Below are 23,423 nucleotides of genomic sequence, written 5' to 3'. Positions count from 1 at the left end.
TAGTCCCCCGTGCCTCGTGCGATTGGCGTTCAGCTTGGATGCGGGAAGCGAAAGGTTCATGGTGGTCGACTTTCGATCAGCCCGGACACGCGACGTCCTGGCGTTGTCGGGTGACCGATATACACATACGTCACTCGTTGTCAATTTATAACCGACGTTCTATCTATGAGATGGATTTCAGTCGGGAGGAACAGGATGCGCACGCCTCGTAGCGGACAACGCGGCCCGGTCGATCATGAACGCCGGGATCAGATCATGACGGCGGCCATCGAACATTTTGGGCATTACGGATACAAGAAGACCACGATGGCCGATCTGGCCGACGCGATCGGTCTGTCGAAAGCTTATATCTACAAATTCTTCGACTCTAAGAAGGCGATCGGCGAGGCGATCTGCGCGCTCCAGCACGGCAAGATGCACGCGGATCTTCAAGCGATCATTGAGGATAACAAGTCAGCTTCCGACAGAATGCGCCGGATTTTTCTTGCGCTGGCGCGCAATACCGTCGCGCTGTTTTCTCATGAGCGTAAACTGCACGACATCGTCTATTCGGCAGTGGAGGAAGAGTGGTCGTCCTCCAGGAGCTTTGTCGAGGCTTTGCAGGGCATGGTGGAGCATCTGATCCACGAAGGTCGCGAGGGAGGCGAGTTCGAGCGTAAGACGCCTGTTGACGAGACCTGTCATGCCATCATGCTAGTCCTGCAGTCGATCTATCATCCACTCCTGCTCGAACAGCACATGGACACGCTGGACGATGATGCGGCGACGCTGGCCAGTCTCGTCCTGAGAAGCCTCGCGCCGTGAATTTAGCACGGGGCTTTATGTGACTAATTGACAATACGGTCACAAGTGTACAATTTGGGCTTCCAAACCCGTTGGGAGCCCGAACATGGCCGGAACACGCCTATCCCTTCTTGCTGCGGCCGGTATCTGCACCGCATTCGGGCTGTCGGCCTGCAAGCCCAAAGACGATCCTGATCCACGCACGGCCGACCGTATCGTGGAGACGGTGCGGATCGAATCCGTAGCGACTGCCGAGCATGTCTACACGGGGGTCGTAGCGGCCCGCGTCCAAAGCGATCTCGGCTTTCGCGTGTCCGGCAAGATCGTCGAACGCCTGGTCGACACGGGACAGACTGTCTCAAAGGGGCAGGTGCTGATGCGCCTGGACCCGACGGATTACCTCCATGCCGTGACAACTCAGATCGGCAGCGTTGCATCATTGCACGCCCGCTGGGTCCAGGCCGCGGCGGATGAGCGTCGCTATCGCGGCCTTGTCGCGACCGGTGCCGTGGCGGCCTCGGCTTACGATCAGGTGAAGGCCGAAGCGGACAGCGCCCGCGCGCAACTGGATGCGGCGATCGCGCAGGAGAAGATTGCTCGCAATCAGGACGATTATTCCCTGCTGCGGGCGGATGAAGACGGTGTCGTCGTCCAGACCCTGGCGGAACCGGGGCATGTCGTCGCGGCCGGCCAGACCGTGATTGTGCTGGCACATGCCGGCCCGCGCGAGGCCGCAATCGACCTGCCGGAAGGGGTGCGTCCGATCCTGCATTCCGCGGCGGAAGCCGAGCTGTATGACGCGGGTTCCCGCGTGTCCGCGCATCTGCGGCAACTGTCCGACGCCGCCGACCCGCGTACCCGCACGTTCGAGGCCCGTTACGTCATGGACGGGCCTGGCGCGGACGCGCCGCTGGGGGCGACGGTGCGTGTCCACCTGCCTGAAGCCAGCGACGATCCGTCCGCGCTCGTCGTGCCGTTGGGCGCCGTCGATGACGAGGGCAGGGGACCCGGCGTCTGGAGCGTGGATAGCCGGGCATCGACGGTCAGCTTTCATCCGGTACAGATCGCACATATCGGCGAGGATACAGCGACGATCCTCCCCGGTGCGGATCTTCGTCCGGGCATGCTGATCGCTGCGGCCGGCGGTCACTATCTGCATGCCGGCGAGCATGTGCAGATCGCCTCGACAAAGGTCGCGATGCAATGAGCGGATTCAATCTTTCTGCCCTCGCGGTGCGCGAGCGCGGGATTACATTGTTCCTGATCGTGGCATTGGCCCTGTCGGGAGCCTATGCATTCTTCAGCCTCGGTCGGGCCGAGGATCCGCCTTTTACGGTCAAGACCCTGACGGCGACCGCCATCTGGCCGGGCGCCACGGCGCAGGAAATGCAGGACCTAGTGGCCGATCCGCTGGAAAAGCGCGTGCAGGAACTGCAATGGTACGACCGGGTGGAAACATTGACCCGGCCGGGCCTGGCGCTGATGATGGTCACGCTCAGGGACAACACGCCGCCTGCCGTCGTTCCCGAGCAATTCTATCAGACGCGCAAGAAGCTGTACGACACCATGCCCCTTCTGCCGAAAGGCGTGCAGGGACCGTTCGTCAATGACGAATATTCCGATGTCGATTTTGCGGTCTATGCGCTGGACGGTCATGGATTGCCCGAACGTCTGCTGGTCCGTCAGGCGGAAACGGTGCGGCAGCGTCTGCTGCATGTGCCGGGCGTGCGCAAGGTCGATATTATCGGCGAACGGCCGGAACAGATCTTCGTCAATTTTTCCAATGCCAGACTGCTCACGCTCGGGATCAGCGCCCAGGACGTGTTCGCGGCACTTCAGCGTCAGAATGCGGTGACGGCCGCGGGTTCGATCGATACGCGCGGCCCGCAGGTCTTCGTGCGGCTGGACGGCGCGCTGGACGACCTGGAGAAAATTCGCGACATCCCCATCGCGGCGGGCGGCAGGACTTTCAAGATCTCGGACATCGCGACGGTGGAGCGGGGGTATGAGGACCCACCGACCTACCTTGTTCGGCATGCCGGGGCCCAGACTCTGGTGCTGAACGTCGTGATGCAGGATCACTGGAACGGGCTGAAGCTCGGCCAGTCCCTGGCTGCAGCAGAGAAGGCGCTGGGGGCGGGGCTACCCGCCGGCGTCACGCTGACGAAAATCGTCGACCAGGCCGGCATCATTCATGCCGCCGTCGGCGAGTTCATGCTGAAGTTTTTCGTGGCCCTCGCGGTGGTGATGGTCGTCAGCCTGGTAAGTCTGGGCTGGCGGGTCGGCATCGTCGTCGCGGCCGCCGTGCCGCTGACGCTGTCGATCGTCATGGTCATCATGCTGGTGACCGGTCGGGCGTTGGACCGCATCACGCTGGGGGCGCTGATCATCTCGCTGGGCCTTCTGGTCGATGACGCGATCATCGCGATTGAGATGATGGTGGTGAAGCTGGAGGAAGGGTACGAGCGCACGAAGGCCGCCGCCTATGCCTGGAGCCACACGGCGGCTCCGATGCTGGCCGGCACGCTGGTCACGATCATCGGTTTCACCCCGGTCGGCTTCGCGCGTTCGACCGCCGGCGAGTATGCGGGCAACATTTTCTGGATCGTCGGCTATGCGCTGCTGACCTCCTGGTTCGTGGCCGTGGTGTTCACGCCCTATCTCGGTGTCAAGCTGTTGCCGGACATCAAGCGGATCGACGGCGCCTACGAACATATCTACTCCACGCCCAATTACCGTCGCTTCCGGCGTCTGGTCGTGTGGGTCGTGCGCCGCAAGTTCATGGTCGCGGGGGCGGTGCTGGCATTGTTCCTGCTGGCCTTCGTCGGGATGGGTTCTGTCCGGCAGCAATTCTTCCCCAGTTCGGACCGCCCGGAACTGCTGGCCGAGGTGCAGATGCCGGAGGGCACCAGCATCGAAGCCACCACGCGGGTCACGGCCCGTGTGGAGGCCTGGTTGAAGACGCAGCCCGAGGCGAGGATCGTCACCAGCTATGTGGGCGCCGGCGCGCCGCGTTTCTTCCTGGCGTACAACCCCGAGCTGCCCGACCCTTCCTTCGCGAAGATCGTCGTCTTGACACCGAGTGCCCAGGACCGCGACCGCCTGCGCGATCGCATGCGCCAGGCGGTGGCCCAGGGGATGGCGCCTGATGCCCGGATCCGCGTGACGCAGTTCGTCTTCGGCCCCTACACCCATTTCCCGGTCATGTTCCGTGTCATGGGACCGGATGCGGATCGGGTGCGCGATATCGCGGCCCAGGTCGGCACGATCATGCGGAACAATCCGCATACGCGGCAGGTCAATGCCGATTGGGGCGAGCGCGTACAGACGGCGCATTTCGTGCTGGACCAGGCGCGGCTGCAACTGATCGGCCTGTCCCCCCAGGAAGCATCCGAACAGATCCAGTTCCTGCTACTGGGCGTGCCGGTCACGCAGGTTCGCGAGGACGTCCGGACCGTCGATCTCGTGGTTCGCAGCGCGGGACCGGAGCGCCTGAACCCGGCGAAGCTGGGCGACATGACCATCAGCAATCGCACGGGCCAATTGATACCGCTCAGCCAGATCGGTCATGTCGAAATCCGCGCGGAAGACCCCATCCTGCGTCGGCGTGACCGGATTCCGACGATCACGGTACAGAGCGATATCGACGAAAGCCTGCAGCCGCCGCAGGTCACGGCGGAGGTCGACCAGGCTTTGGCGCCGGTCCGCGCCGCGCTGCCCCCCGGCTATCGCATCGAAGCCGGGGGCAACGCGGAAGAATCCGGAAAGGCCAATAAGGCCCTGATGCCGATCTTTCCGGTAATGGTCCTGCTGACCCTGATTGTGCTGGTGTTCGAGACCCGGTCCATCTCCGGCATGTTCATGGTTTTCCTGACGGCCCCGCTGGGGCTGATCGGGACCGTGCCGACCCTGCTGATCTTCGATCAGCCGTTCGGCTTCAACGCGATCCTGGGATTGATCGGCCTGTCGGGGATCCTGATGCGCAATACGCTGATCCTGATCGGACAGATCAAGGTCAATCAGGCGGCGGGGCTTGATCCGTTCCATTCGGTGGTCGAGGCGACCGTGCAGCGGGCTCGCCCGGTCATTCTGACGGCCCTGGCGGCCGTGCTGGCCTTCATCCCGCTGACGGAATCGGTGTTCTGGGGTTCGCTGGCCTATACGCTGATCGGCGGCACGGCAGCCGGCACGGGGCTGATCCTGATGTTCCTGCCGGCGCTTTATGCGATCTGGTATCGTATAAAACCAAATTCCGACACGACTCAGCGTATGACCGAACCAGCATAATTACATTGCGATCCTATGTTTGTTTTCTGACGTAAGGAAATAATATATATGCGAATTGTCATAACCGGCATGGGTATTGTGTCCCCGCTTGGCTGCGGTGTCGGTGCGGTCTGGAGCCGCCTGTTGCGCGGTCAGTCGGGTATTCGGCGTGTTGACGGTAATTTCGTGCCTGATGTCGGCTGTCAGATCGCAGGTTTCGTGCCCGGTCGTTCCGACTGTGCAGGTTTTGATATCGACGCGACGATCCCTGTCAAGGATCGTAAGAAGATGGATCTGTTCATCCAATACGCCTTAGGCGCGGCGCAGGAAGCGCTGGGACAGGCGGGCTGGAAACCCGAGACAGAGGCGGCGAGGCTACGAACCGCGACCATTATCGCGTCTGGAATCGGTGGTTTCGGTGCAATCGCAAATGCCGTGCGCACAGTTGAGTTACGTGGACCTGAAAAGCTTTCTCCGTTCACGGTTCCGTCCTTTCTAGTCAATCTTGCGGCGGGTTGGGTCTCTATTAGGAATGGATTCAAGGGGCCGCTCGGCGCTCCCGCGACTGCCTGTGCGGCTGGTGTCCAGGCATTGGGAGACGCGGCGCGTCTGATTCGCGCGGGCGAAGCGGATATCGCTTTGGCTGGCGGATCAGAAGCTGCTATCAATCGGGTAAGCCTTGGGAGCTTTGCTGCGGCGCGTGCTTTGTCAACCGGTTATAACGACAGGCCCGAGCAGGCGTCACGTCCTTTCGATCAGGGACGTGACGGATTTGTAATGGGAGAAGGGGCAGGTCTTCTCGTCGTTGAGCGGTTGGATCATGCTCTGGCGCGTGGTGCGCGACCGCTTGCAGAACTCGTCGGTTATGGGACGAGCGCAGATGCTTATCATCTAACAGCTGGTCCGGAAGATGGTTCAGGTGCGGCCCAGGCGATGCGCGCAGCACTTGGTCAGGCTGCAGTTTCTCCGCGACAGATTGGTCACCTGAATGCTCATGCGACTTCGACGCCTATCGGAGATCGTGGAGAATTGGCCGCAATTCGCAATGTATTCGGCGGAACTGGAGGTCCGGCCATCAGCGCCACGAAGTCCGCGACTGGTCATTTGCTCGGTGCTGCCGGCGGGGTTGAGGCGATTTTTACGGTCATGGCCCTACGCGATCAGGTCGTGCCGCCGACATTGAATCTGAGCCGTCCCGATTTCCTAGCGGAGGGACTCGATCTCGTAGGCCCGGAAGCCCGGAGAGCTTGCTTTGATTACGCCATTTCCAACGGTTTCGGATTTGGCGGCGTGAACGCGTCTGTCGTGTTTCGGCAATGGCGAGAGTGAGGGCACGACATTATTCTTCTTTCCGGGGAGGCGGCTCCTCGAGGCGTAATGCCATGTCTCCGGTGGGGCGCCCTGTTGCACGATCCACGATCACGGGCTCGACGAGTGCGTCGGTCTGTGTGTCCACCAGGAAACTGAATTGACGGTCCGCGAAATGCCGCTGGGTCCATGCACCGAGTGCGTGCAGAATGGGCAGGTAGTCTTGCCCTGCATCTGTAAGCATGAACTCGTCTCTCGGCGGTCGATCGCAATACTGCCGGCGCTTGAGAAGCCCTTGATCTACGAGCATCGCTAGACGGCGCGTTAGAATATTTGGTGCTATTCCAAGACTTTTTTGAAATTCGTCGAATCGCGAAAGCCCCAGTCCCGCGTCGCGCAGAATCATCATGCTCCACGCATCCCCAACGCGGGCGACCCCGTGAGCAATGGCACATTTTCCACCAGAGATTTTTTCACAGTCCATTGCATATTGATAGCGAGATCGCTATTGATATGCAAGTAACTTGCATTTTGCAAGTTACTGGAGAAATCTCATGACTGAAACATCACGCAAAACAGCCCTTGTCACTGGAGCATCTAGCGGCATTGGTGCAGCCTATGCCGACCGTCTCGCCCGCCGGGGCTATGACCTCGTTCTCGTCGCGCGCAATGTTGAACGAATGGAGGAATTGGCGCGATCTCTGACCGCAGAGACCGCTCGCAGGGTGGTTGTGATCGGCGCTGACCTCACCAAAAGTGAGGACGTTGCGCGCATCGAACATCGTCTGCGCGACGATTGCGCGATCGATCTGCTCGTCAACAATGCGGGTATGGCTCTCACGGGTAACGTCCTTACAGCTCCCGCATCCGACGTGGAGCGGCTGATCGCCCTGAATGTGACAGCCCCGACGCGTCTGGCGACGGTGGCTGGAAACGCATTCGCCGAACGGGGACATGGAGCGATCGTGAATGTTGCTTCCGTTCTCGCCCTGGTCAGCGAAATGCTGGATGGTGCCTATAACGGCAGCAAGGCCTATCTCCTAACGTTTAGCCGCTGGCTTGGTCTGCAACTCGGGCCGAAGGGGGTCTATGTACAGGCTCTGTTGCCCGCAGTTACTCGCACAGAAGTCTGGGAACGGAGCGGCGTGGATATTGGCATGTTCCCACCTCAGGTCGTAATGGATGTATATGACTTGGTTGACGCGGCGCTGGTCGGTTTTGACCGGCGAGAGGACGTGACGATTCCGCCGCTTGCCGATGAAGTTCAATGGAAAGCCTATGATGAGGCACGCTTGGCCCTTCAGCCGGGATTTCAAAATGGCACACCAGCTTTACGCTATCGACCGCGGGCTTCGTAGTAGATCATTGTGATTTTCGAGATAAAAGTTTGACGAAGTCCGATAGGGCAAGCGATCGGCTTCTTGGTTGGAATACAAGCCCTCATGACGCGCTTCATGAGGGTTTTCTGACTGCGCGATGAGGTGCTGTCCGGCGATTTTGAAGATCAGATTAAGGCCTCTCTAGGCCACTGCGATCACCGGCATTGCCGCAAGAGTCTGAACGACGAGACGTTCACTCGGCTGGATGCCGACTATCATTCAATAATGCGTAAGCATCAAAAAGGAAAACCGTCATGCATCGTTGCTTACAGCACAGCAAGATCGCCGCTTAGAGCCATATCCCGTTCGCACTGGTTCACGGATATGGCTCTAGTTTACTGTTTTGGCGAGCATCTTCATCCGATCATATGATTCCATCTGATCGGATTATGCTCTAATATACACTGCCGAAGAGGTCTTTACTCCGTCAGTCTGTGTCGCGGCTCTGCGCCAAACGCTCTGGCAAGTTAATTCTGTTATGCGGCGAGAAGGGGTATTTCGCGGTCGACCAATCGCAAGTATCGTTGGTTGTCTTCCCCCGCAACCATCTGAACTTGCGATGCCAACGCATCACTAACCCCAGTCCGGAAACGGGCTGGGGTTTTTGTTTGTCCGCTGCCCGACGCCACCGTCAGGATGCCGGCGAGATCGCCACGGACATCGATCTGTAAACCCTTGTCGGATGGCGTGAGGATGATCGCCTCGATCAGCGAACGGATCACCTCTGCCGCCTCCTGGCGTTTCTCGTCCAGTTCGGAATGCAGCATATCGTGCAGACGCGCGAGCTGTCGGTGGTAGAACTCCGCCATCTGGGGATGGAGCAGGGGAGGCGGCGCTTCCGCGTTCGCGAGGGACTCTGTCAGCTCTGCCTTGCGGGCTTCGAGCTTGGAGCCGCGCTCCTTGACCGTCTCGATCGAGATGGCTTCCGAGAGGTAGAGATCCATCAGGCGCTGGATGTCGCGCTCGACCCGCTTCAGTTCTGTTTTCGCTGCGTCGATGTCGGCCGACGCTTCCATGCGCAGCCGGTTCATCTCGTTGGTGAAGGCCGTGCAGAACTCGGCGAACAGGGCCGGATCCATGAGATGATGACGCAGGGCGTCGAGCACGCGCCGCTCCAGCTCGTCGCGACGCATATTGGTCCGGTTGTCGCAGGTGCCCTTGTTGCGCGCTGTCGAGCAGCCGAGCAATGTGCCGGAGATCATCGAATAGCCGCCACCGCAGCAGCCGCATTTGCTCAGGCCGGAGAACAGGTAGCGGGGACGGCGCTTCTCGCGGAAATGGTCGGGCGATGATGTATCGCGCGTGTCCCGACTGGCGCTGACGCTGGCCTGCCGCGCCTTGACCGCGTCCCACAGGTCTTGATCGACGACCCGCAGTTCCGGCACCTCCTGAATCACCCATTCGGAGTCCGGATTGGGTCGGGCCTGACGTTTGCCGGTGTCGGGATCCTTGATGAAGCGCTGGCGGTTCCACACCAATTTTCCGACATACATCTCGTTATTGAGGATGCCGGTACCGCGTGCCCGGTTGCCGGTGATGGTCGAGAAGCCCCACGCGCCGCTGCCCGGTGCCGGGATGCCTTCATCGTTGAGACGGAAGGCAATCGCGCGCGGTCCCAGTCCAGCCGCGAAGTCGCGGAAGATGCGACGGACCACGTCCGCTTCTGCGGGATTGATGGTGCGGTCGCCCCGGATCGGCTCCCCATTGGCGTCGAGCCTGCGCACCACGTCGTAGCCGTAGGCGTTACCGCCGCCGGACTTGCCCAGTTCCACGCGCCCCCGCAAGCCGCGATGCGTCTTCTCGGCCAGATCTTTCAGGAAGAGGGCGTTCATCGTGCCCTTGAGGCCGACATGCAGATGCGAGACTTCTCCCTCGGAAAGGGTGACGATCTGCACGCCAGCATAATTCATGCGCTTGAAGACGCCGGCGATGTCCTCCTGGTCGCGGGACAGGCGGTCCATCGCCTCGGCCAGCACGATCTGGAACCGTCCGCGCTGCGCATCGGCGATTAGAGCCTGAATCCCGGGCCGCATCAGTGAGGCACCCGAGATAGCGTGATCGGTATACTCCTCGACGATGGTCCAGCCCTGTTTCTCCGCGTGGGTGCGGCAGACGCGAAGCTGGTCGGCGATCGAAGCGTCGCGCTGGTTATCGGAGGAATAGCGGGCGTAGAGCGCGACCTTCATGGTGAGGCATCCCTTACGGTCCGGAGCGGCGACGTTGCTCCTGTTGCTGCGACCGGAACCAGTCCCGTGCGGCACGACGGGCCATGAGGCGGACCAGCGCTATCAGGCGCGGGTCGGAGGCATCGGGCTGCAGGATGAGCCGCAACTCAGGCTCGGGCGGCCGATACGCCGGGGCAAGGGACTGTCTGGGTCTGTCCGTCATCGTTGCTCTCTTCCGACCGCATGGCAAGGAAAACAGACACACGATCTGGACAGATGACTGTTATTTCAATGGAAATGCGCATTGTGGAACATCGTGCTTGTGCGTGTTCCAGCGTACGGAATCGTAGTTATGGGTAGTCCCGGATACAGGCGCGTCGTACAAATACTGGCGTATGACGGCGGCACGGGAGGAGAGGGCGAGTCATGAATGATACGGGAGTGCCGTTCTTCCGGCAGGCCGGATGAGTGGACGCGCCACCGACTCTTCGCCCACGGAAGCGCTGGCCGGCCTCGTGGAGCGGGTGACGTTCCACAATGCCGAGAACGGCTTCTGCGTTCTGCGGGTGAAGGTGCGGGGGCAGCGCGATCTGGTCACTGTTGTCGGCCATGCCGCCATGATCTCGGCGGGCGAGTTCGTGCAGATGTCGGGCCGCTGGTTCAACGATCACACCCACGGCCTTCAGTTCAAGGCCGAGTTTCTCAAGGCCAGCCCGCCGACCACGGTCGAGGGCATCGAGCGTTATCTTGGTTCGGGCATGATCCGGGGCATTGGTCCCGTCTATGCGAAGAAGCTGGTGAAAGCGTTCGGCGAGGCCGTGTTCGATCTGATCGAGCAGGAACCGGGACGGCTGCGGGAGGTGACGGGCATCGGCCCCAAGCGCGCGGAGCGGATTGTCGCTGGCTGGGCGGACCAGAAGATGATCCGCGAGATCATGCTGTTCCTGCACAGCAATGGCGTCGGCACCTCGCGGGCGGTAAGGATCTTCAAGACCTATGGTCAGGATGCGGTCCAACTGATCAGCGAGAACCCCTATCGGCTCGCGAAGGACATCCGGGGGATCGGGTTCAAGACCGCCGACCAGATCGCCCGGAAGATGGGCATCGCGCCTGACGCCATGATCCGGGTGAGGGCCGGGATCTCCTACGCGCTTGGCGAGGCGATGGATGAAGGGCATTGCGGCCTGCCAGTCGGGGAGCTGCTGACCAGCACTGCCGAACTGCTGGAGGTCGCCACCCCTCTGATCGAGACGGCCCTCGCGCTGGAGCTGGAAGCGGGCGACGTTATTGTCGACAGCGTGGGCGAGACGGACTGTATCTTCCTCGCCGGCCTGTACCGCGCGGAGCAGAGCATCGCGGAGCGATTGCGCGCCTGCGCCATTGGCCGTCCGCCCTGGCCGGACATCGACGCTGAAAAGGCCATGTCCTGGGTGGAGGGCAAGATCGGGCTTGCGCTCGCGCCCAGCCAGCAGGAGGCGGTGCGCCTTGCCCTGCACAGCAAGGTGCTGGTGATCACGGGCGGACCCGGCGTGGGCAAGACAACGCTGGTCAACGCCATCCTCAAGATCGTGACGGCCAAGGGCACGGATGTGCAGCTCTGCGCGCCGACCGGTCGCGCGGCGAAGCGCCTGTCGGAAAGCACGGGGCTGGAAGGCAAGACCATCCACCGCCTGCTGGAGACGGATCCGGCCAATGGCAGTTTCAAACGGGACGATACCAACCCGCTGACCTGCGATCTGCTGGTCGTGGACGAGGCCAGCATGGTGGACGTGCTGCTGATGCGCTCCCTGCTGCGCGCGCTGCCCGACAACGCCGCGTTGTTGATCGTAGGCGACGTGGACCAGTTGCCTTCTGTCGGGCCGGGGCAGGTGCTGGCCGACATCATCGGCTCCGATGCCGTGCCTGTGGTGCGGCTGACCGAGGTGTTCCGCCAGGCGGCACAGAGCCGGATCATTACCAATGCGCACCGGATCAACGAGGGCAGGATGCCCGAACTGAACGCGGAAGAGGGATCGGATTTCTATTTCGTAGAGGCCGCCGAGCCGGAGATCGGGCTGCGTCGGCTGCTGGCCGTGGTGAAAGACCGTATCCCGGCGCGGTTCGGGCTGGACCCGGTCCGCGATGTGCAGGTGCTTTGCCCGATGAACCGGGGCGGGCTTGGGGCGCGGTCGCTGAATATCGAATTGCAGCAGGCGCTGAACCCGCCGGGCGACGTGAAGGTTGAGCGGTTCGGCTGGACCTATGGTCCCGGCGACAAGGTGATGCAGATCGCCAATGATTATGACCGGGACGTCTTCAACGGGGATCTTGGCGTTATCGATAGGATCGATGTGGAAGAGGGCGAACTGACGGTCTCATTCGATGGACGGGAGGTCGTTTACGGCTTTGGAGAACTGGACGAACTGGTGCTGGCCTACGCGACCACCATTCACAAGAGCCAGGGATCGGAATATCCAGCGGTGGTCATCCCCCTGGTGACGCAGCATTACGCTATGCTGGCGCGGAACCTGCTCTATACCGGCGTCACACGCGGGCGGAAGCTCGTCGTGCTCGTGGGGCAGAAGAAGGCGCTGGCCATCGCCGTGCGCAACCAGGGCGGGAGGCGGCGGTGGTCGAAGCTCAGGGAGTGGCTGGCGGGTAGCATCGCATGATGGAGTGACGGGCGTGTCTCCATGTCGGCTTCCGCCTCATGCCAGACGCACATGAGCTCGTTGACGGTTCCCGAAAGCAGACGTGCCTTACAAGCTTTTCGTTCGAAACTGACCTTCATCTTCAAGTGGCACCGTGTGACTTGATCGTCCCAGGATGACGAAATATAGCGTGCACGACGATTAAGTCTTGCGAGCACTCGTGAAGTACGCTCCGGCTTCCATATCGGTCAGCAAGCCGACCTTGGTGGGAGCCCAGCTCAGCGCTTGGCGCGTCATCTCACTTGTTGCTGGGTTGTCGACGCTACAGAACGGTGCAAGCCAGCTGAAACGCTTTTGCGCAGCCCGTTTCGAAAGACTCTGACTTGGGATGCCAAGCTTACGCGCAATGACCGCGGCGATATCAGCAAAAGCAATACCCTCCTCCGCCACGCCGTGATAGCACGCACCCCCATCGCCTCGCTCCAGAGCAAGCCGGAACAGATGCGCTGCGTCGTCACGATGAACGGCACACCAGCGATTGCGTCCGTTGCCGACATAATCCGCCGAGCCTGCCTTACGAGCGGCCTTGATGATCTGTGGCACGAGGCCTTTGTCCCCATCTCCATGGACTGACGGCGGCAATCTCATAATCATCGCCCTGACGCCACGGTCCGCCCACGCGTGCACCGCAGTCTCAGCGACCGCCCGTGCGGCCCCTGGAGACCGCGGATCGGGAAGATCTGCCTCCGACATGCCGCCGGGTGCCAACCCCATGGTGCCGAAGGCCGCGATGAACGGGCGCCCCGACCCTTTCAAGGCGCCCGCCATCGCGTCAATGGCCCGACTGTCCACGCGTGTGATTTCAGCACCGAACCGCGCGACAACGCCCGTTGGCAAACCGCCTCCGAAAACACGCAAGCGTTGGAGCCAGTCGAGCTGCCCAGGCCCATGGATAAAGGCCAGATGGATAACACCGTCGGCTTTCGATGCCGCAGCTGTGAGGCTCTCTATGTCGGTCAACGCCCCTTGATGAACTTCCACCCCAGCGGCGGCCAGCGATTTCGCAGTCTCCGCAGATCGTGCGAGACCGATGACGGTATGTCCGGCGCCCTGCAATTCGCGCACGACAGCACGACCGATAAATCCGTTGGCTCCGGTCATAAAGATCCGCATGTCATTATCCCCTGCGCGACATCTGGCCGCTTCTTGGCCATTGATCTATCTTTACCCGTGCTTTTCAGGGTTGTAGATAACCGAAACTCTTAAAACGATTATCGAGCGTCCAGAATGGGTATGCCTTCTGAAATCGACCCCCTGTCACGGACGATCGCCCTGCTCAGGCCGCGCGTTCTGGCGTGGCGTGTGATCGAGGCTCGTGGGTCATGGGCGATTGCGTTCCCAGCCAACCCAGTCATCTCGTTCGGGCAGGTCATCTCGGGCAATCCGACAATTAAGATCGGTTCCACGCATACTGCGTCCCTGACGCGCGGCGACCTTGCCTTTTTAGGCACCACGGAACCATGGGTGATTAAAACCGGCCCCAATCCACGTTCGATCGATTTCATGACTGCCATCGCCGAACCCGCACGCCTGATGCAGACAGACGATCCATCCACGAACGTAACGTGCTTCGTGGCCGGAGCGTTCGTGCTGGAAGCACCGAATGCGGCGCTGGTCGCAGATCTCATCCCGCCCTTGCTGCCGGTCCTGCACAATGACGTGGCGGCCGAACGCCTTGGCATGCTGCTAGGCCTGGTTGGTGACGAAGCAACGACCACCCGGCCGGGTCGAAGTCTGATCCTTGATCGGCTGATCGAAATCATCCTCGTTGAAACACTACGCACGCGTCCTGATGCGCTGCCGGGTCACGCCCAGCGCCTGTTGACGGCCCTAGGCGACCAGAAGCTTGCCCGCGCTTTGCAGATCATCCACGGTGAGGCATCACCGCCCTGGACTGTGGAACGTCTAGCCCGCCATGCTGGCATGTCACGCTCCGCATTTGCCGATCGTTTTGCCAGGACGCTTGGCACGAGCCCGATCAACTATGCCACGCAATGGCGCATCAATCAGGCCCGCTCGATGCTTGCCTCACGCGACATGCCGATGGCACAGATCGCCCGGCAGGCAGGCTTCCAATCTGTCAGCGCCTTCAGCACCGCGTTCAGTCGCGTGGTCGGTGTGTCACCAACCGCCTATGCGCGCAGCTTGGAGATGCTGCCTGTGTCGGCAGCATGAGAGTTTTGGTTGCCTACAAATAGCCCCGGCAAGACGGCTCTCGCCGCTTGCCAGCCATAGCCGGTGTCTGAAACGTTTTCCGATAGCGGACATGAAGCATCCGACACTCTACTGGAAGAGGCGGAGTGCGAACTTGCGCTCGCATTCTACCCAGTCCAAGTTCGAATTTGGGCAGGTGCACCGGGAAGGATGAAGAAGGTCACCATTTTTATGCCATAGTCACCTAAGGCGCTCTAAACCTTTCTCGTCCGGCAGGTTGGTTGTGCCAGAATGGATGAAATTGAGTGAAGATACGGTCCAATTTCAATCCTAACAATGTCATGGATTGGCCGTCTGCGTTCCGGCAGCTTATAAGCAGCGCGGCGTGGAAGTCATCGTCGCAGTTCCGGTTTAAACTTAGACGTTACTTTCACTAGACATAGCGTAGTTACCGCCCGAAACGTCGCATGTGTCGTAGCGATCCAGCATGAGACATGAATGCTTTCGGAAACAGCGATGTGTCTGGTGCTTGACGATGGTATCTACCCTCATTCAACGTCGAGCGGCGGCCCTTGCAATTTTACAGAATTCGTGCCCGTAAGTCTGTTGTGCAAGGAGGGCGTTATGTTCGATATCGCAACAGGCTGGATGGCGCGGCTAGGGTCGGCAATCATTCCCGATACAAGCAAGGCGGTCGGATGGATCGTCGACAGCCAAGTCGACCAAGCGTTTGTGGAGCCAACACTCAATATCTTGCAGGGTGATCCTGCCACCGCCTGTATCTTGATCATCGCAGCGCCCGGCGCGGTGGGCAAGAGCACCTATGCCCGCTCGATCGGCGCCCGCGCGAATGCCGTACTCGTCGATCTCGCTCAGACCGAACCGCTGGGTGGCAACTTTTTCGTGGGCGGTATCGCCAATGCGTTCGGCTACGAGGCGTTGGGCGACCTCGCCAACGGCCGGATTGGCCTTGTCGTTGATGCCCTCGACGAGGCTCAGTTGCGCTCGGGCAGCGAGGGCTTTTCTGCGGGGCTGCTGGATCTGTGCACGATCGTTCGAAATTCCTCGGCCCTACCGGCCACCCTTCTCGGCCGCGCTGCAGCGGCGGAAGAGGCGTGGTTAATTTTGAGCGAAGCCGGACTCAATCCGTGCCTACTGCAGATAGAATATTTTGACGAAGACCAGTCCAAGCAGTTCATCAGACGCCGGCTGCCAGTGATCGCGGACGCCCGCGACGCGATGCGGAACGCTTTCCGCAAACATGAAGAGAAGTTCGTCGAATTTGCACTCGCAACCCGCGAGAAACTGAAGAGCACGCCAAGCGGCAACGAACAGCGATTCGCAGGATATGCGCCCGTTCTGGATGCCATCTGCACTTATGCGCTCGGCGATGACGGCTTGAACCCGAGCACGCGACTATCGAACCTCGCCGCCGAGAGCGCAATCAACCTCATTGTCCAGATCGCGACCAGCATCCTGCAGCGCGAGCAGACCAAACTGACCTCGCAGATCGAATCTCCGCCTGCGGGCATCGACCTGTCATCACTGTACACTCCGGACGAGCAACTTGGCAGAATCGCCGCAATCTTGCTTGACTCTGATGCGCCTGCGGGCATCTCGATCTCCAATGCTGCTTTCAGGCAGGCTTATGAAGGCATGGTCGCCGAGTTCACGCCGCAGCACCCGTTTCTCGATCCACGCGGCGGTCCCTCAAACGCGGCGTTCGCCGCTTATCTGCTCGTCTGGGCCATCACCACGGGAAACGCAAAGCGGGATGCCCGCCGCATGCTGGCATTGAATCCGACGTTTGGGTCCGGCTTGTTCTTCGAGATGTACATGAGTTGGCTCGGAAGTTCGGCGGATAACCTGCTGGAGCTCGAGGACGTGGGGTCGCTCTACGGCTCGTTCGCGAGTCAGGCTGCACAGGGCGAGCGCCCAGTGCTCGAGGTAAGCGCCGAACCGGGCGACGCGACCGCCGAGGTCGAGTTCGAGATGACACCTCTGGCTGACAGCTCGATCGACGCCAGTAGGAGCTACGGACCCTACGTAAGTGCAATCGACGGCATCCTCGAATTCAAGGGACCCGTCGGCGGACTGCGAATAGTGGCCCCCGTCTCAGTCATCATAGGCGACGGTCGTACGGCAAGCATAACCAGCCCGGTCGAAATCGACGTGGAAGTTTTCGAGATCGATGCGCGCGAGCTTCGCGTGTTCAAGTCGACTGCTGGTGAGGATGTCGGGCTCGGGCGGGTAGTGTTGGAGGCACTCGATGCCTCCGTAGAACGTGTCGAGCGCATCTTTCTTCATGGAGCGGAATTGCAAGTTACCTTCCCCGGTGCGCGTGCTCATCCTTGGGCGGACTATGCCGTCAATAGGCAGGTAACGCAAAATCCGAGGATCGCCTTACTCAGGAGGCGCGCGCGCAAGGTAATCACTTCGTTTCGTTCGCACAGCAAGGGAGCTCTGGTCCGCCTAGCCGCTAAGATCGAGCACACGAGGATGATGAAGGAAGGTGAGGACGGGCCCCGACTACTTCAGCGGCTGCGCGATGACGGCATATTGACGACGTTCGATGCCGGAAAGTTCTACGTCTTGCATCCTGACAAGCTCGCCCAGCATTTCAACATGGATTACCAAGCGCTGCATCTGCAGCGCTGGACAGACGAGGCGGACGCCTATCTCTCCTCGATCGGCGGGTGATGGCCGCTAAGATTGGGCGCGCAACACCACGATACTCCGCCCCGCTTCCGGCATGAATACGGGCAACCAGCGCGGCGCTCCAATGCGCCGTCGCAAGGGTATCTCCCAAGTTTCATCAGTTCACGAGGTTGATGCCGTTTGCTTGCTGCCACGGTATTTTTAACGAAGGCCCTCCGCCAGCAGACGGTACGGGGATCGTCGATCCTACCCACAGCACGCTAGACCACGCCGCGCTTTGATGGCGGACAAAGTGGGATTCGAACACTTACACTGAACCAATTGGCTAGCGCTTCGCTGTTTTAGGAGGAAATGTCCGCTCTCAGAGAATCTTACGGGTTATTTGAACGATCGGATTGGGGTTAAAGCCTTCGTGAGAGGCGTCCGGTTTTACCGATCGCCCTACACAAAGCCGACCTTCCGCTTCCCCCCCCCATTGCTGCCTTTAATGCTCACCGATCAGTGACCAGAATCCCAGCTTGCGCTTATGCTGCGCTTTCAAGCGGATCATAAAGGCTTCGTGGGTTTCCATGCCGTCTGTCGCTGTTAGCAGTGGCGCAAGCAGCCGACAGGAGGCAAGATCCTTCGCTGCATAGGAATAATAGCGGGAAAGCGCCTTATCCAGTACGGCCTCGACCAGCAGGCGGTAAAGAAGCGTCGCTTCATTGGGATAAGATTCAGACAGACGATCTGCGGCGGGACGTAATGCCCCATAATCCCGTCCGTCCAGTTCCGAAATATGCTCCCGCACGAGACGGGCGGCGCCGTCGAGCGCCGGCCACTCCAGCAGAGTGGAAAGGGCCACGCTTTTAACCGGGAAATTACGGATGTGATCGAGTGCCTGCTCTTCGGCATCAATCGCGTCATAGTCACTGAGATGGCGTTGATAGGCCTGCCAGTGAGGCAGGCTCAGGCATTCACGAAAGATTTTCCAACGTATGGCTTGGGCTGTATCGTGGTCGCCCAAAATTTCGCACGCTTCGATCCGAAGATCGTCATTCTCCCTGCGAAACCGGGAGGGTTCGTCTGTCTCTCGATCTAGCCATTCAAGTGCCTCCTGGGCGCGTCCCTTGTCCAGAAGGCGGCGTGCAATATCGCTGAAATAGGGGGATTGGCGATCGCTCATGCCGACCGCCTCGATATAAGCATCGACGTCACCCGTCGCATCGGCCAGATCCCTCAGATGACCGAGGGTCTGCATACGCACTCTGTCGATACGATACTCATCTTTTCCTCGGGAGGCAGGGAGTTCGTGCAGTCGTGTGACGAGTGTGACCCTGAGCATGGTCGCGCCTGCTGTACCCAGCGCCTCGCCGCACGACGCGAGCAGGTGGTCACATGTGCCATACCCATCTGCATCGAGAAGTGTGAGCAGATCCCTGACGGTGACAGCCGGATCCCGGCCAGCGTGTCGTCCCCAGAGGGTGCCAAGGTCGGAGGCTGCTTCGCGAAACACATCTGACAAATAACCAGAACTGTCATCAGAGCGCTCATAGACGGAAGGAGCAAGTTCCACGAGAAGACGCATCGCAGAAATGGCCTGCCCGACATCCGTCATCGCAACATCATCGAGAATGGAGCGTCGCAGGGTGTCGAGTTCCGTGGCGAGGGGTTTGATCCGGTCCCAGGGCAGGAAACCACGGGAGCGCTGGATCGTTCGCAGCCTCTTTTCGATCTCCTTGCCGAGTTTGTCTTTCGCATGAGTGGCTGTCAGCGCCATGCGCAGCTTCCGGGTGAGCACGGCATCCTGTTCCGACAGATCGACCAGAAGGTCTGCCAGCCGATCCGCACCAAGGGCTTTCAGATTGTCTTTCGTGACGGTCGTGCCGACTTTCGCGGATGCGGCGGACTTGCGGGTGGCAGGTTTTGTCGAAGGAGTGCGGGCCATGAATACAGATTATGACCGTGCCCCCAGGGGCGCAAGCAAATGCCGTCACCATGAAAAAAGAGAAAAAGGGCTAATGGCTCCGCCCTCGCGCCGGCAAGGATGCGCGTCAGCAGGCTGACGCCGCCCGATGGGGTGTCCCCGATCTTCCTGCGCTGCGCTCCGTGCAGACCGGGAGAGACCCCTCCCCATCGGTCGCCCTTGCCGTTGCTACCCCGCTGCTCGCCGCGAGGCAGAGGAACAGCGGGGGCTGTTCCTCGCGGAACTAAGGGCAAAGACCATGACCGACACCACCACGGCGACCGATTTCCGCAATACCATTCTCAACGGTGACAGCGTGCAGCTTATGCGGAGGCTGCCCCGCAATGCGGTGGATTTCATCCTGACCGACCCGCCTTATCTGGTGAACTATCAGGGCAGGGATGGGCGGAAGGTTCGCAACGACGATAATGCGCGCTGGCTCCGGCCCGCTTTCAACCAGATGCACCGTGTTCTGAAATGGGGCGGGTTTGCCGTTTCGTTCTATGGCTGGAACCGCATCGACTTATTCGCCGATGCCTGGAAGGCGGCGGGGTTCCGCATGGTCGGGCATATCGTCTTTCGCAAGTCCTATTCGTCCTCTTCCCGGTTTCTCCGGTATGAACACGAAAGTGCCTATCTTCTGGCCAAGGGCAATGTAACGCCCCCGGCAAAACCTATCCCCGATGTGCTCGACATGCCCTATTCAGGCAATAAACTGCACCCGACGCAAAAGCCGGTGGCGGCCTTGCTTCCCCTGGTGGAAGCTTTCTGCCCTGTAGGCGGTCTGGTGCTGGACCCGTTCGCGGGTTCCGGTTCGTCGCTGGTGGCGGCGCAGCATCTTGGGCGCGATTGGCTGGGCATGGAACTGGACCCGGAGCACGCGGCCACGGCGACCCGTCGGCTGGCCTGGCACGGGGCAGGGAGGGCGGCGGCGTAAGCCGCCCTTTTCTTTCTTCACGCTGACCGGGCGGCCAGAAAATCGCGCCGGTCCTTCGGGACCGGCGGTGGGGACGCGCTGCCCGCACGTGCGGCGCTCGCCGGCATGGCCGGCTCGCAAGGTTCAGTGAAACAGGGGGCTGGACCGGCGCCCTTTGATCCAATCCCAACGCTGCCAAGTCAACGCGCCGCGTTCCTGGCGCGAGCGGAAGGCACCGACAAGGGCGCCTCGGTCAGGATTGTCCGGCGCGCTCCGCGCGCTGTCCCGATCGTGAAAACGATGTCGGGAAACTGGCTTCTATTCCCTGGATATATCGGAACCGTCCCGGCATGTGTGAGATATTCCATTCCACGGAAAGGATGCGATCCATGCTGCTCGGTCTCGGAATTGCCCTTGGCGTCGCCGGTATCGGTTTCCTGTGCTGGCTGCTGTTTCTCTGTGCGGTCTATGCAGCTCCCCTGTTTGTGGCGGCAATGGTCTGCACCACATTTTATGACCACGCCATGATGTCCGGCTCTCATGCCATCCTTGCTGGTATCGCCGCCGGGATCATGGTTCTGGTGCTCGGTCAGGCGATCCTCGTCTCCTCGCACGATCCCGTCCTGCGGGTTACGGTCTCGCTCCTGCTTGCTTTGCCAGCCGCGCTGGCTGGATTTGGCATGACGCTGGGGTTCAGCGGTCTGGGCGATATGGGTGCCATTCCCTCGTATATCTTCGCGACATTTGGGGCGCTGTGCGTCGGTGGGGCCGCATGGACGCGGCTATGCGCCATCCAGCCCGCCTGAAAGATGGTCCCTCCGGCGAACCGGAAGGGCCGGGGGGGGGCAGTCCACATGGAACGATTACGCCTGACTCCATGTGTCGCATTTACGCACTTCCTCCATCGAAAGGGCTGAGCACGGACCGGCGGATGGGATGTAGGATTGTCCAGCGTCACGCTGAGATACGTCCATTCATGTGGTGAGGTATGTGCCTGCCGCGTCCATCATGGTTTTCCAGCATCGGTATGGGTGTGATCTCTGTCACAGGCCCGCAGTTCGGTACGACTGGTAACGGCCCCGGATTGTCCCGAGACGCAGGGAGACGTCACCATCAGACCCACGCCCCAGTCATGAAACACGACGGACTGCCCTGTCTCCATACAAGGCTGACGGTGCCGCACATCATGGCCTCTCGATATGGCCGATCTGCCCGAAGACCGGCTTCGCCTCGCCCGGCTATGGCGCAACGGCGTCCCGCAACTTTCTTCCCCTGCCGGCTGCGCCGTCATTCCTCGCGCATCAACAAAGTTCCGTGCCGCCGTCCTCCGCGTTGCTCTGGCCCCTGCGGGGTGCGCCGCCGGTCGCCTCCGGGCTGACGATGGCCATCGAGGCCACGGTGGTCGCGGCCCGATACAAGCCAGGAGACAGGACAATGATCATCGGTTCATTCAAAAAGGTCGGCGAGGGGTACGAAGGCGAAATCGTCACCCTGACACAGAAAATCCGGGGTATCCGCTTTGTGCCCGAAGCCAACCGGGCCAGCGACAATGTTCCCAACTTCCGGGTGCAGATCGGCAAACTGGAAGCCGGGGCAGCCTGGATCAAGCACACCACCGACTGGCGCGAATATCTCAGCGTGAAGCTGGACGATCCAACCCTTCCCGGTCCGATTTTCGCCAGCCTGTTCGAAGAGGCAGGTGGCGCCTACAACCTGGTCTGGAGCCGCCAGCGCCCGCGTAACGGGGACTGACCACCCCAGGCCCCTCCGGTTCGCCGGAGGGGCTTTTTTCATCGCCAGGCCGGTTATGACTTTCCGTCGGCCGGTGCCGCTTCTGTAGCGACAGCGTGGCTTTCGTCCAGCAGCGCGGCGGGCCGCACGCCCAATGCCTGTGACGCATGCCATAGCGAAAGCAGCGTCACATTCTGGCGTCCGGTCTCGATCCAGCTGATATAGGCGCGGTCCACGCCCATCCGTTCCGCCAGGGCTTCCTGGCTGAGACCGGCGGCGCGTCGCAGGCGCCTCACGTTCGCGCCGAAAAGTCCTCGGATGTCCATCCGCAGGATAGGAACGATTTGTGTATTATCGCGCTACGTATTATAATACACGGAACGCTCGACGCCTTTCCGTGTGATGCGCTATGGGCATCACGTGATGTCGCGGAAACCGACGTTTCCGGCCCGTCTGGCGTCAATCTTCCCCCGATATAGAAATAATCACGAACCCACCCGATAGTTTCGGGATTACCTCCCTGAGTCTTCGGGACTACCCGCGCCGTTCCCGCACCGGATACTGGGTCGAATCCATGACACATCGGGGGAGGGGGGCGTGCCGACAAACCGGCCGTGGGATGCCGCACCCCTTCGTCGCGCCTTCTCCGGGCTCGACCCTGCCGGTCTCGCCCAGGAATGGCTGCGGCGCAACCCGGCCTACCTGAACGATTATGCAGTAACCATGACGACGGGCAAGGCGGACGCCGAAACATGGCGCGCCTTCGCCCGTCGCTGGGGGGTGCGTTTTCCCTGTCGACCCTGATCTCCCCGCCTGGCTCGCCCCCGCGTTCTGGGATCCGGACATCGCGCCCGAGGTGGCCGTGCGTGGCGATGGGGGTGACATCCTGTCCCGCCTCGCGCCATACGCGCGGGCACGACATGATGGTCCGGATGGCATCCATCTCGTGCTGGATAGCGCAGCAGGCCCGCTGCGCATCGTCATTGTCGTCGATCGACAGCCCGACGCACCAGGAACCTGGTTCATCATCGATGACAGGCACCTCCCGACCCGTCTGGCTAGCGTTGCGTGCTTCGGTCGCCTGCTTGCCGGCCAGACGCCCGGTCCTCTTCCCCCCAGCTTGCGCCTGAGTCCCCAGCAGAAACTGCGCCAGATCCGCATGCTCTGCATCGCCGAAGGCCGGCGCATGGGCGTGGCGGTCCGACGGATCGCGGCCGGCATCTACGGCGAGCATATCCTGCGCCTGTCCCGCAATGAATGGCGTGCCAGCGCATGGCACCGCGCCTTCTACCGCGATCTCGACGGTGCCGGGTTCTATCTGAACGGCGGACACATTGCTCTCCTTCAGGGGCTGAAGCAGGGGGGTGACAGTCTGGCGGCCTGAACTTTGTCATCCCTCCCCGCAGTCCCTTCTCCGGCAGCGTCCTC

18 protein-coding genes are annotated in these 23,423 nt (G+C 61.0%); 13 read left to right on the top strand and 5 right to left on the bottom strand.

Annotated elements, in window-relative coordinates:
• Positions 1 to 195 precede the first annotated feature (195 nt).
• The 4 genes from GDIA_RS04960 to fabF all read left to right on the top strand — a co-directional run bounded on the left by GDIA_RS04960 (position 196) and on the right by fabF (position 6,378).
• A complete protein-coding gene (locus tag GDIA_RS04960; protein ID WP_012553499.1) occupies positions 196 to 804 on the top strand; it encodes a TetR/AcrR family transcriptional regulator in 609 nt (202 codons plus the stop codon).
• Positions 805 to 889: 85 nt separating this feature from the next.
• Positions 890 to 1,990 (top strand): efflux RND transporter periplasmic adaptor subunit, encoded by a 1,101-nt coding sequence (locus tag GDIA_RS04955; RefSeq protein ID WP_012553498.1) that lies wholly within the window; start codon positions 890 to 892, stop codon positions 1,988 to 1,990.
• Entirely contained in the window at positions 1,987 to 5,070 is a 3,084-nt protein-coding gene (locus tag GDIA_RS04950) for an efflux RND transporter permease subunit (protein ID WP_012553497.1), read from the top strand. Before GDIA_RS04955 ends, GDIA_RS04950 begins: the two co-directional genes overlap by 4 nt.
• Positions 5,071 to 5,118: 48 nt before the next feature.
• Complete coding sequence (fabF, locus tag GDIA_RS18380) at positions 5,119 to 6,378, top strand: beta-ketoacyl-ACP synthase II (protein ID WP_012553496.1); 1,260 nt, start codon at positions 5,119 to 5,121, stop codon at positions 6,376 to 6,378.
• A gap of 10 nt (positions 6,379 to 6,388) precedes the next feature.
• On the opposite strand, the gene GDIA_RS04945 is transcribed toward fabF, so the two are convergent.
• Positions 6,389 to 6,766, bottom strand: a complete 378-nt coding sequence (locus GDIA_RS04945; protein ID WP_244455107.1) for a winged helix-turn-helix transcriptional regulator — start codon at positions 6,764 to 6,766, stop codon at positions 6,389 to 6,391.
• A gap of 145 nt (positions 6,767 to 6,911) precedes the next feature.
• On the opposite strand from GDIA_RS04945, the gene GDIA_RS04940 reads away from it, so the two are divergent.
• Positions 6,912 to 7,715 carry an SDR family NAD(P)-dependent oxidoreductase gene (locus tag GDIA_RS04940; protein ID WP_012553494.1) on the top strand — a complete coding sequence of 268 codons (804 nt, stop codon included), beginning with the start codon at positions 6,912 to 6,914 and terminating at the stop codon, positions 7,713 to 7,715.
• A 497-nt stretch (positions 7,716 to 8,212) separates the two neighbouring features.
• On the opposite strand, the gene GDIA_RS04935 is transcribed toward GDIA_RS04940, so the two are convergent.
• A complete protein-coding gene (locus tag GDIA_RS04935; RefSeq protein WP_012553493.1) occupies positions 8,213 to 9,922 on the bottom strand; it encodes a recombinase family protein in 1,710 nt (569 codons plus the stop codon).
• A gap of 443 nt (positions 9,923 to 10,365) precedes the next feature.
• Here GDIA_RS04935 and recD2 point away from each other — a divergent pair, with 443 nt between their 5' ends.
• Complete coding sequence (gene recD2 / locus GDIA_RS04925; protein ID WP_012553492.1) at positions 10,366 to 12,552, top strand: SF1B family DNA helicase RecD2; 2,187 nt, start codon at positions 10,366 to 10,368, stop codon at positions 12,550 to 12,552.
• A gap of 180 nt (positions 12,553 to 12,732) precedes the next feature.
• Here recD2 and GDIA_RS04920 read toward each other — a convergent pair whose 3' ends face one another.
• A complete protein-coding gene (locus GDIA_RS04920) occupies positions 12,733 to 13,704 on the bottom strand; it encodes an SDR family oxidoreductase (protein WP_012553491.1) in 972 nt (323 codons plus the stop codon).
• A gap of 120 nt (positions 13,705 to 13,824) precedes the next feature.
• Here GDIA_RS04920 and GDIA_RS04915 point away from each other — a divergent pair, with 120 nt between their 5' ends.
• Together GDIA_RS04915 and GDIA_RS04910 are read left to right on the top strand one after the other, a co-directional pair.
• Positions 13,825 to 14,766 (top strand): AraC family transcriptional regulator, encoded by a 942-nt coding sequence (locus GDIA_RS04915; RefSeq protein ID WP_062454554.1) that lies wholly within the window; start codon positions 13,825 to 13,827, stop codon positions 14,764 to 14,766.
• Positions 14,767 to 15,369: 603 nt separating this feature from the next.
• Positions 15,370 to 17,445, top strand: coding sequence for a hypothetical protein (locus GDIA_RS04910; protein WP_012553489.1), 2,076 nt, complete (start codon positions 15,370 to 15,372; stop codon positions 17,443 to 17,445).
• Positions 17,446 to 17,887: 442 nt separating this feature from the next.
• On the opposite strand, the gene GDIA_RS04905 is transcribed toward GDIA_RS04910, so the two are convergent.
• Positions 17,888 to 19,330, bottom strand: a complete 1,443-nt coding sequence (locus GDIA_RS04905; protein ID WP_012553488.1) for a DUF6880 family protein — start codon at positions 19,328 to 19,330, stop codon at positions 17,888 to 17,890.
• A 277-nt stretch (positions 19,331 to 19,607) separates the two neighbouring features.
• Between GDIA_RS04905 and GDIA_RS04900 the strand changes: the two genes are divergently transcribed.
• The 3 genes from GDIA_RS04900 to GDIA_RS04885 all read left to right on the top strand — a co-directional run bounded on the left by GDIA_RS04900 (position 19,608) and on the right by GDIA_RS04885 (position 22,016).
• Entirely contained in the window at positions 19,608 to 20,285 is a 678-nt protein-coding gene (locus GDIA_RS04900) for a DNA methyltransferase (protein ID WP_012553487.1), read from the top strand.
• 368 nt (positions 20,286 to 20,653) lie between these two features.
• On the top strand, positions 20,654 to 21,070 hold the full coding sequence (locus GDIA_RS04895; protein WP_012553486.1) for a hypothetical protein: 417 nt from the start codon (positions 20,654 to 20,656) through the stop codon (positions 21,068 to 21,070).
• Positions 21,071 to 21,644: 574 nt separating this feature from the next.
• Positions 21,645 to 22,016: a DUF736 domain-containing protein gene (locus GDIA_RS04885; RefSeq protein ID WP_244455106.1), complete on the top strand. Its 372-nt coding sequence runs from the start codon at positions 21,645 to 21,647 to the stop codon at positions 22,014 to 22,016.
• 53 nt (positions 22,017 to 22,069) lie between these two features.
• Here the strand turns inward: GDIA_RS04885 and GDIA_RS04880 are convergent, their stop codons facing one another.
• Entirely contained in the window at positions 22,070 to 22,321 is a 252-nt protein-coding gene (locus GDIA_RS04880) for a helix-turn-helix domain-containing protein (protein ID WP_012553484.1), read from the bottom strand.
• A gap of 271 nt (positions 22,322 to 22,592) precedes the next feature.
• On the opposite strand from GDIA_RS04880, the gene GDIA_RS19630 reads away from it, so the two are divergent.
• Together GDIA_RS19630 and GDIA_RS04875 are read left to right on the top strand one after the other, a co-directional pair.
• A complete protein-coding gene (locus GDIA_RS19630; protein WP_081434703.1) occupies positions 22,593 to 22,799 on the top strand; it encodes a transcriptional regulator domain-containing protein in 207 nt (68 codons plus the stop codon).
• Positions 22,800 to 22,941: 142 nt separating this feature from the next.
• Positions 22,942 to 23,379 carry a DNA -binding domain-containing protein gene (locus GDIA_RS04875; protein WP_043459202.1) on the top strand — a complete coding sequence of 146 codons (438 nt, stop codon included), beginning with the start codon at positions 22,942 to 22,944 and terminating at the stop codon, positions 23,377 to 23,379.
• Positions 23,380 to 23,423 lie beyond the last annotated feature (44 nt).

It is taken from the genome of Gluconacetobacter diazotrophicus PA1 5, assembly GCF_000021325.1.
Lineage (GTDB): Bacteria > Pseudomonadota > Alphaproteobacteria > Acetobacterales > Acetobacteraceae > Gluconacetobacter > Gluconacetobacter diazotrophicus.
The sequence above is the reverse complement of the archived record's forward strand: the minus strand, read 5'-3'. Positions and strand labels throughout refer to the sequence as shown.